Below are 1,752 nucleotides of genomic sequence, written 5' to 3'. Positions count from 1 at the left end.
TACGATCATAGACGCTAGAATTGCTTTTTTCATGTTCATTTTATTTCCTCCTTTAATGGAACACTTGATAGCTATAATGCTAATGAATGGAATAGAACTTAACCACGAAACTTTATATGAATAAAAATTAAGAGAACATTAATGTTTGGACAGAAGTAACGGAGCACATAAAAAAGCAGCCTTTCGGATGCTTTAAACGGTTGATTTTCACTTCTACCTTTTTGCATTATTCTTCTTCTAGTCTGCTTGCAACAGGGTCTTCCCCTCCAAAAAGTGCATTTGCCCCGGATTTAAGGTACACTACCTTTTTATTGGCATCTAATGCCACTCTTACTTTCGTTTCTTGATCTTTAACGAAGCAGTAGTCTTGATATAAGCTATTCCACTTTACTTCGTATCCCGTAATATCGATACTGAATAATTCCTTGGCGAGCGGAGCGGCCACCTCTTTTGCCTCTTTTGCCGTAATCGTCTGGCTCGTCGTCACCTTTTTGCGCGTATTATGGAATAAGTTAGTTGCCTTCCCGCTCTGTTCATCTACGTAAAGAGTAGAGCTGCCGTCCTTTAATTCCCATGCGTTTTTTTTAGTATTACTAACAAGATAAGCCTCTGTTATGTTAAATTGATGGTCTAACGCCGTTTTCACCGCTTCCTCCGCCGCTGTCAACAGCTTCGCTTCAAGCTCTTCCTTAGCAAATTCGATCCGGGCTCGATTAATATAATCTTTTAGATCCGGATCATTTTTAACGAGCGATACTTCAAATCCTTTCCCCTTCAGCAAATAAGTGGAATCTTGGCTGAACTGTTCCTTTTTATCGTCATAGTAACGTTCCAAGATCACCTCTTTATCAAGAGCATATGTTTTCCCCGAATACATTTTTTTCAACAATTTCAGAACATCGTCCTGATCCTTTTTGCTGATTTTGTCGATAGTTGTTTTTCCGTTCAACGTCCATACTTTTCCTGTTTTATGATCAAAAAATATTTGATAGACCCCGTCTACGGATTGAACCCTCGCCATCGTGTCATTCGAACGAACTAGTTCGCCAACATTTTGCAGCTTGACATCTTTGCCGGCAAATTTTTGTACAGCCTTTTGCAGCTTGGCAGCAACCTTTTTATCAATTTGAACACTGCTGCTTGATGCTTGCTCTTGTTTCTTTCCTCCTGCTGTTTCGGCTCCTACAAAAGTCGGGCCCGCCAGCGTAACCAACAAACTGGATACGATCATGGATGCTACAACTGCTTTTTTCAAATTCATACTAAACCCTCCAATGTTTCATATTCTCATGGTGTACCACTGGTGTATTCACCTACAATATATAACAATATCAATTCGCTCATTTGTGACATCATCTCTACTATTCTTTCCATAGAAGTGTGCTTTGCAGCGGGCTGTTCCGATATTCCGGTTTTAACTTTTGTCTTTCCTCATCAGCAGTCTTATAAATATATCCTTTCTGGGCAGGAGATGCTTTCGAAGCACTTATATTATTGTCTCCTATGCGAATATTCAAATGTAAAAGAGTTATCAAATTGCGCCATGCAATTCAATAACTCTTTAATGTCCAAACTCGCCCTATTCAGAATCCGTATAATGCTCCGACACCTGCTGTTATGGACACTACGTTCTTATTAGCATCCAGTGCTGCCCTCAGAACCGGTTTTTTGTCTTTGAAGAAGTAGTAATTTTCATATTCGCTGACCCACTTCACTTCCAATTCCGCAATGTCCATATTGAATAATTCCTTG

At 39.7% G+C, this 1,752-nt stretch carries 1 protein-coding gene; it reads right to left on the bottom strand.

From position 1 onward, the window contains the following. Positions 1 to 226: 226 nt before the first annotated feature. On the bottom strand, positions 227 to 1,261 hold the full coding sequence (locus tag BBG47_RS27900) for a hypothetical protein (RefSeq protein WP_065294452.1): 1,035 nt from the start codon (positions 1,259 to 1,261) through the stop codon (positions 227 to 229). Between the last annotated feature and the right edge of the window lie 491 nt (positions 1,262 to 1,752).

Source organism: Paenibacillus sp. KS1, from assembly GCF_001680695.1.
GTDB lineage: Bacteria > Bacillota > Bacilli > Paenibacillales > Paenibacillaceae > Paenibacillus_B > Paenibacillus_B suaedae.
This window is presented reverse-complemented; position numbering and strand designations above follow the sequence as displayed.

Excerpts from the sequence above, each read along its gene's own strand:
- BBG47_RS27900 (WP_065294452.1), bottom strand. The coding sequence starts at position 1,261 with ATGAATTTGAAAAAAGCAGTTGTAGCATCCATGATCGTATCCAGTTTG.